Here is a 6,958-nt window from a genome sequence, read left to right on the forward strand (position 1 = left end):
AAATTGTACTTAAAAAATCTGATATATTATCTTTTGTATTTTTCTGAAGTTCGTTCATACAAATTGCACCTAACGGTATTGGCTATGGTTTCGTTGCGGAAAACGTCCGCAGGACTTTTCCGCCAGACTTAAAGATAGTAAAGTTGCCCAAATAAACTGTAAGGAATACCGCAGCAATGAACTATAGCCGGTGTTGTGCGTAGTTATTTTTTAGTTTTTCAAATTCTTTTTCGTATTTCTCAATTCGAGTGTGATCTTTTGTCGATAAAAGAAATGGTTTTCTTTTTCCGATAATCATTCTGTCGTAAACCAAATTTCCCTTTTCATCTTTTATCTCGACCTCGTGATAAGGTCGAAACATTGAACATTCCGTTTTGGTCAATTTGACCGAAAGATTTGCATATTCTTTTGTCGGAAATTGATTGGAAAGTTCAAGTGTTTTTAAATTTCTCAGATTTGCAATTGGTTCAAGAGATTCGTCTCCGACTTTTATGTTAGTCAGTCTCAAATATTCCAATTGAGAAAGTTTAGATAGTGGTTTTAAGCTGTCCACTTTTAACTTTTTATCTATTCCACCATCTAATGACAAACTTTTGATTTTAGTCGCTTTCTCTAAAGCAGACAAGTCTGAAATTTTAGAATAATCTCTAATCGCCAATTTTTTCAAGTTCGGATTAGATTCTATATTCCAAAGTTCAGTCGCTTTTGTATTCCATTCTGTTATTAGAGTTTCGCACTTATTCAAATTCTCTAAACAGCTTAAATCTTTTGCCAGAAATTGGTAAAGACTAACATATTTAGGTTGATGAATTGAAAAAATCTGTTCGATGTCTTTTTCTTTAGCTCCAATTAGCCAAAGTTTTTCAATATTCAGTTCGTTTAAGAGTTTTCTGTTTTTTACATCCGCACAAATATGCAATTCCGTTTTAGAATTGTCAAAATCCGCCAAATCAGAAGTAAGTTCTGGTTTATTCTCAAATCTTTCAATTGTAATATCGATCATTCTCTAATTACGCACAACGTTAGCGTATAAATTTCAGTTGCGGAAAATCGGTACGATTTTCCGATTTAGACTGAAAGATAGAAAATTGCAATGAATTTCCGTAGGAAATTCAGCCGCAATTGAATTTATACATTGTTGTGTGCTGTGCTTTTATTCATTTACATTTTTGTTCCTAAATAATAAACCATTTTATCATTTGGGATTACAAATATTAGTTCAGTTCCAGTTGGGTCAATTCCGTTACAATATATACTCCAAGGATAAACATAAACACTTTTAGGATTCAGTTCGTCCATTTTAGGAAACCAAGGAATTTGATATTGCCAACCATTGGCTAATTCCACTGCATCATTTAATACTTTTGGTAAACTATCTAATCTATGCCAGCCTTTATTATTTTTTAGTTCCATTTCAGTCACGTTTGATATTTCAATTGCGTAAGCATCGAGATAATCACCTGTAAATGAACGTCCAGATTCGTAACTATTCAGCACTTTTTCAATTCTTTGGTCTCCAAGTCCGCACCAATTCAGTACGAATCTTACGTCAGATATTGTTGCTTTGTTTTCGATAGTTTTATTTCCGATTGAAGTAGAGTAGGCGAGATAGCCTAAAATCAAAATTATTCCGATTAGGGAAATTCCGCCCCAAATCGCAAGTGCATTTTTTCCAATTCTATATAATTTGTTTTTCAATCAGTTAAATTTTTAGCGGTTTGTTTGGGCATTGCACACAACGGTTTTGTGTATGGCTCGTTGCGGGAAATCCGCGAGGATTTTCCGCCGTAGAACGAAGATAGCAAATTGCAATGAATTCCGATTAGGAATTCAGCCGCAATGAGCTATACACGTTGTTGTGTGTAGTTTTTATTTCAGTTTCAATACCTTTAATACTCGATTTTTTAAATTTGGTTTTGGTCCAATTAGCACTTTTAGAGTTGCATTAAATATTCTATCGTTTTCAAAATCTCCAGAAAATTGTTTCGGTTTCATTCCTGCTTTGTAAAAATGAAATCTCGCATTTGCTGAAGTAATTAGTTCCATTATTATTTCCGTATGTTCTTTACAAAATCCAAGTTCTTTGAGAATATCTTTAGGCTTTTGATTGGTTTTTTCTTCCAAAAGTTTCGGAAGATTTTCAATGACTATATTTTCTTGTTCTAAATTTAGCATCAAGGCGTTGTTTTGTAGTTTTTATTTCTTATTGTTCAGTATTTTCTGAATCTCCTGTTCTCTTTTTTTACGCTCATCTTTTGGAATTCTCCATTCAGTTCCTTCCCAATAGTCAATTATTCCATTCCACGCTTCTTGAGTTTCAGGTTTCAACCATTGATTGAAAGATTTATAATATTCGATTTCTTTGCCACCGATATTTTGAATTCCCTCGAACAGTCCCACAACGATAAAATTCTGAACGTCCTTATCTCCATTTTTATAAATTTCCTCAACGTTTTCAAAAAACAATTCGAAATCAGATGTTGCATTTTCGATTTTGTTTTCTACAATAAATCTTGAAATCGAACCTATGTCAACATAAGGAAGATTATCTTCTTGATTATAATCAGAAAGGTCAACTTCTTTTGCAAAATGTTCAGTCAGTTCTGCGTTTCCAGAAATCAGTTTTTCAAAAACCTTTTCAATTTCTTTATACTTGTATTTAGGTTCAATTACGTTCATTTCTCAAATTACACACAACGGTCTCGTATAACCGTCAGTTACGGGATTAAAGTTAATAATTTTCGGTTTGGCACTGACTTTAGCAATTCCGAGTGGATTCGGACGAAGTCGAATCCGCCGTAATTGCGGTTATACATTGTTAGCCTACGTTATTTTTTATCAGTCCAGCTTTTTTCATTATTCCGACTGCTTTTTCTGTCTCATTCGTTCCGTCATTTAGTGAACCTGGAAGCATAATTAGTCGGCTTTTTATTTTTCCATTATTTTGTTCAAATTCCACTTTGAAATAACTTCTTGTCAAAAACTTATTGGCAGGCTTAAATTCCACATTTTTTATTTTATTTCGCTCAATTATTGGTGTTGCGCTTAAATTTTTGCTTTTAAAAACTGTATAGGTTAGATATATTCCTCCAATTAAGTAAAGTCCAAAAAACACCCAATTTTGATTCTTAAAATCATCATAAGCATTATAAATCATTAATGTAGCTATAAGTCCGTAAACGATTAAAAGTCTGATAATACTTTTTCCAGTTGTCAATTCCGCTACATTTCCAATAATTCCATCACGAGTTAAAACAATTTTGTCAGTCAGAATGTGACAAAATCCAGTTTTCGTTTTAAATTTTTGTTCGGTTTCCATAATGTAGGCTAACGTTCTCGGCTATGAGTAGTTGCGTGGTTTAGCACTAAACTTTGCAAGTACACACCAAACTGAAAATCCGCGAGGATTTTCAGAAGCAGGCGAGAACAAGCAATTACTTATAGCCATTGTTAGCTTGCGTTTTTTGTTTTATAAATCAGTAATCTTCTCCTACATTCCAAATCATTTATTTTAACAGAGTTTATGTCCTCAACTTTGAAAACACTCGTTCCATTCGAATTTCCATTGTTATCAATCAATTCGAATTTCAAAAAATCTTCATTAATTGACTTTACAAAGCCTTGGTAAAAATCGTCTCCGTTGACTTGAATACTGGTCAATACGTTTTTATCGCTTTCATAAGGTTTTAAACTAACGTATTGCCAATTTTCATCATCGAGGTCGGTAAATATTCGGCTTTTAATTTCGATATCCCTTATTTTCTGCCGATTTTCAATAACTATTTTCATCGCAGTCAAATAGTCATCTTCAATGTCAATTCGTTCGATGTCAATAATTCGCTCAATTGCAATTCCGTCCAATTCTCCAAACTTGGTGAAGTGTTTAAGTTGGATAAAGTCGTCGTTATAATCCTCAACTATTCCACACCAATATCCAGCTTCTCCATATAGTTTAATTCCAATTAATTTATTTTTCGCTTTTGAGTTTTCTAATATTTCGTTTATCATTTTTTTCTAATGCAAGCTAACGGTCTCGTATAACCGTTAGTTACGGGATTAAAGATAATGTTTTTCTGTTAAGCACTGACGTTAGCAATTCCGAGTGGATTCGGACGTAGTCGAATCCGCCGTAATTGCGGTTATACATTGTTGCCCACAGTTTTTTATTCATTATCAATTATCCTATAGTTTTGTTTAGCTTTCTTTTTTATCATTAGTTTTCCAATGATGTGTTTAAATTCTCCATCAAATTCGATTTGATATTCTCCCAAACTATTTGAAATCGGTTTAGATTTTCCTTTAATCCGTCCCATAATTTGGTCGCCTTTTTTGAATTCTGTTGCGTTTAATTCCAAATCATAGGCTCCGAGTTCTATGTCTATAGTTTCTTTTCCGTCAAATTCGGCATAATCAGATCAAAGTGTTATATAAACTTTTGGATTTTCGGTCAGGTCAATTTTTATAGCAGTAACACTTGTGCCAACCGTTCCAATAGTTACAATTAGAGAATCTGTTTTTTTATTGTCAAACGAACTATAAGCGTAATAATCAAAATCCGATTTAGAGATTTTTATTTCAGTCGAGTCAACTTTAATTTCCGAGTTGATTTTTATATTTTGAGCTGATAAGTTCAGTCCAAAGGTCAGCAAGATTAATATTTGTAGCGTTTTTTTCAAATTGTGGGCAACGGTTTTGTGTATGGCTCGTTGCGGGAAATCCGCGAGGATTTTCCGCCGTGACCGAAAGATAGTAAATTGCAATGAATTCCGATTAGGAATTCAGCCGCAATGGGCTATACACGTTGTTGCCACTAGTACTTTATTAATATTTTATTTTTAACTTTTAATCAATATCAAATGCTTTTTGACATTCATTTTGGTTGGATGAACTAAGTTTCTTCTTTTTTATCTTTTTTCCATATTTCTGATACCACTGAGTTAACTTTTCTTGTGCTATTTGAGGATATGTATTAATGAATTCAAGAAGCCCAATTGGGTATCCAAAGTCACAATTAATATCAAAAACATCCCATTGCGTTTAAAAAACTAAGAAATAAGGTATTGATATAATATCGTCAAGAATCATAAAAGCGACTGTTCCGACAGTCAGATTAGTATCTCTGCATTGTATTTGGATATCAGTCTTAGTTTCATCCTGAATCTTTGATATTAGTTGTGGAATAGCTTCCTCTCCGAGTTTTACTATATCCCAATATAATGAGTCTCCACAGTTCCAGACTTTAGAGTCAATTTCGTTGTTTTTAAATGATATTGTTCCAAAAGGGATTTTTTTGATTTCATTAATTCTATTAATCAAATCGTTTTCTATTAAGCGAGAATCTGTTGATAATGAAGATTCAGACCTCATTTCATAGTTTTCGACAATTAAGTTTTGTTCCGAATTCTTTTTGATATTAGAACAGGATGTAATAATTGTCAATAAGATTAATGTATGTAATATCCTCATTTCTCGTATTAGTGGCAACGGTCTCGGCTATGAGTAGTTGCGTGGTTTAGCATATAACTTTGCAAATAAACACCAAACTGAAAATCCGCGAGGATTTTCAGAAGTAGGCGAGAACAAGCAATTACTTATAGCCATTGTTAGCTGCTGGCTTTTTTATATTAACGAATTTATTAATTCAGATGCACTAATGTAACAAAGGTTTGCTTTAGCATCATCTAATTCTTCAGTTTCTCGAAGCTCTTTTCCTGGATGAACATAATTTCTGAAAATTCGGGAAATGTTACCTAGATGTACGAAATGATTCTCTAACATTTTATTTTGTTCCAAGTATTTAAGCAAATCATTTAAAGTAGCTTCCAATAAATCTTTTGATACTGTTCTCGTATTAATTTCATAAGAAATCTTTTTAATCTTTTTCTTTTTTAAATGATAAATCAACAAAGTCTCTATCAAAGAACCTGCTAATATTATTGTTGATTTATTGCTCTTTACTAAAAAGTTAAATGTTAGTTCATCATAATCTCTTTTTAAAATGCCTTTAAATTGTCGATTTACCTTGTTTATCTTTTTTAAGTTTCTATAATAATTTAGTTCTTCTAAATCTTTTGTGTTTAATTTTTCGATTCCTAAAATCCAATTTGGATTAATGACTTTAAAAGTCAATTCGGAAATTGCTTTTTCAAGGAAAGGGTTTATTTCATAGACAATGACATAGTAATCTCCTCTTTCTCCAGTGTCGACAATATAATTTTTGTCGAGCCATTGGTTTCTCAACGATTCAGCTTTGTCATCGTCTGTAACCATAAGAACTTTAAATTTCCATTTTGGAATTGGCATTAAACCATTTTTAAAATCCTTATCCTTTTTAGCATTCTGTATAAAAGTTTTAAGTTTATTAATTACAAACTTATTTTCCCTTTCTAAATAGGTTAAAGAATGCTTGAATTTTTGTTCTCTTTCATTTAAATCTGATATAATTTGAAATAAAGAGTCATAATTATTTGATATGACTTCGTCATCTGGTGCAATTTCATAAGCTTTTGAGATAAGTTCAAATGCCTCTTTAAATTTTCTTTTTCCTTTTTTGATATTAGATAAATTGTTTAAAACAGCAGCATTTTCTCCGTTTTCGGCATTTAAATATTCATAAACAATTTCTGAAGATTCGATATCATTTTGGTTTTCAAATGCATAAGCTAACTCAAAGCAATAAAAAGGAACTTGGTTTGAAACTAATTTCTTAATCTTATTAAAATTTTCAATTACAAGATGGTACTTTCTGTCATTATGAATTTCTAATGCTAGTTCCTTAAAATCTATTGCAGCAAAGTCTTCCATATCGTCTTTAATATGGCTTTTAATTTCTTTAAGTCTTTCAGCAATTTCTTTTTTCGTCATTTTTTTCAGCTTGCAGCTAACGTGTTCGTATAACCGTCAGTTACGGGTTTAAAGTTAATGTTTTTCGGTTAAGAACTGACGTTAGCAATTCCGA

10 protein-coding genes are annotated in these 6,958 nt (G+C 32.0%); all 10 read right to left on the bottom strand.

Going from position 1 to position 6,958, the window contains the following annotated elements:
* Positions 1–181: 181 nt before the first annotated feature.
* A complete protein-coding gene (locus P7122_RS15630) occupies positions 182–1,003 on the bottom strand; it encodes a leucine-rich repeat domain-containing protein (RefSeq protein WP_278006741.1) in 822 nt (273 codons plus the stop codon).
* Positions 1,004–1,161: 158 nt separating this feature from the next.
* A complete protein-coding gene (locus P7122_RS15635) occupies positions 1,162–1,698 on the bottom strand; it encodes a hypothetical protein (protein ID WP_278006742.1) in 537 nt (178 codons plus the stop codon).
* Between the two features lie 171 nt (positions 1,699–1,869).
* Positions 1,870–2,175 carry a hypothetical protein gene (locus P7122_RS15640; protein WP_278006743.1) on the bottom strand — a complete coding sequence of 102 codons (306 nt, stop codon included), beginning with the start codon at positions 2,173–2,175 and terminating at the stop codon, positions 1,870–1,872.
* A 21-nt stretch (positions 2,176–2,196) separates the two neighbouring features.
* A complete protein-coding gene (locus P7122_RS15645) occupies positions 2,197–2,679 on the bottom strand; it encodes a DUF7674 family protein (RefSeq protein WP_278006744.1) in 483 nt (160 codons plus the stop codon).
* A 139-nt stretch (positions 2,680–2,818) separates the two neighbouring features.
* Entirely contained in the window at positions 2,819–3,319 is a 501-nt protein-coding gene (locus tag P7122_RS15650) for a phosphoribosylaminoimidazolesuccinocarboxamide synthase (protein ID WP_278006745.1), read from the bottom strand.
* Between the two features lie 131 nt (positions 3,320–3,450).
* Complete coding sequence (locus tag P7122_RS15655) at positions 3,451–4,008, bottom strand: hypothetical protein (RefSeq protein ID WP_278006746.1); 558 nt, start codon at positions 4,006–4,008, stop codon at positions 3,451–3,453.
* A gap of 155 nt (positions 4,009–4,163) precedes the next feature.
* Positions 4,164–4,355 (bottom strand): hypothetical protein, encoded by a 192-nt coding sequence (locus P7122_RS15660; protein ID WP_278006747.1) that lies wholly within the window; start codon positions 4,353–4,355, stop codon positions 4,164–4,166.
* A 60-nt stretch (positions 4,356–4,415) separates the two neighbouring features.
* Positions 4,416–4,676, bottom strand: coding sequence for a hypothetical protein (locus P7122_RS15665; protein ID WP_278006748.1), 261 nt, complete (start codon positions 4,674–4,676; stop codon positions 4,416–4,418).
* A 361-nt stretch (positions 4,677–5,037) separates the two neighbouring features.
* Positions 5,038–5,367, bottom strand: a complete 330-nt coding sequence (locus P7122_RS15670) for a hypothetical protein (RefSeq protein WP_278006749.1) — start codon at positions 5,365–5,367, stop codon at positions 5,038–5,040.
* 252 nt (positions 5,368–5,619) lie between these two features.
* Positions 5,620–6,864 carry a tetratricopeptide repeat protein gene (locus P7122_RS15675; protein WP_278006750.1) on the bottom strand — a complete coding sequence of 415 codons (1,245 nt, stop codon included), beginning with the start codon at positions 6,862–6,864 and terminating at the stop codon, positions 5,620–5,622.
* Positions 6,865–6,958: the final 94 nt, after the last annotated feature.

The sequence above is a fragment of the Winogradskyella marincola genome, from assembly GCF_029624125.1.
GTDB classification, from domain to species: Bacteria; Bacteroidota; Bacteroidia; order Flavobacteriales; family Flavobacteriaceae; genus Winogradskyella; species Winogradskyella marincola.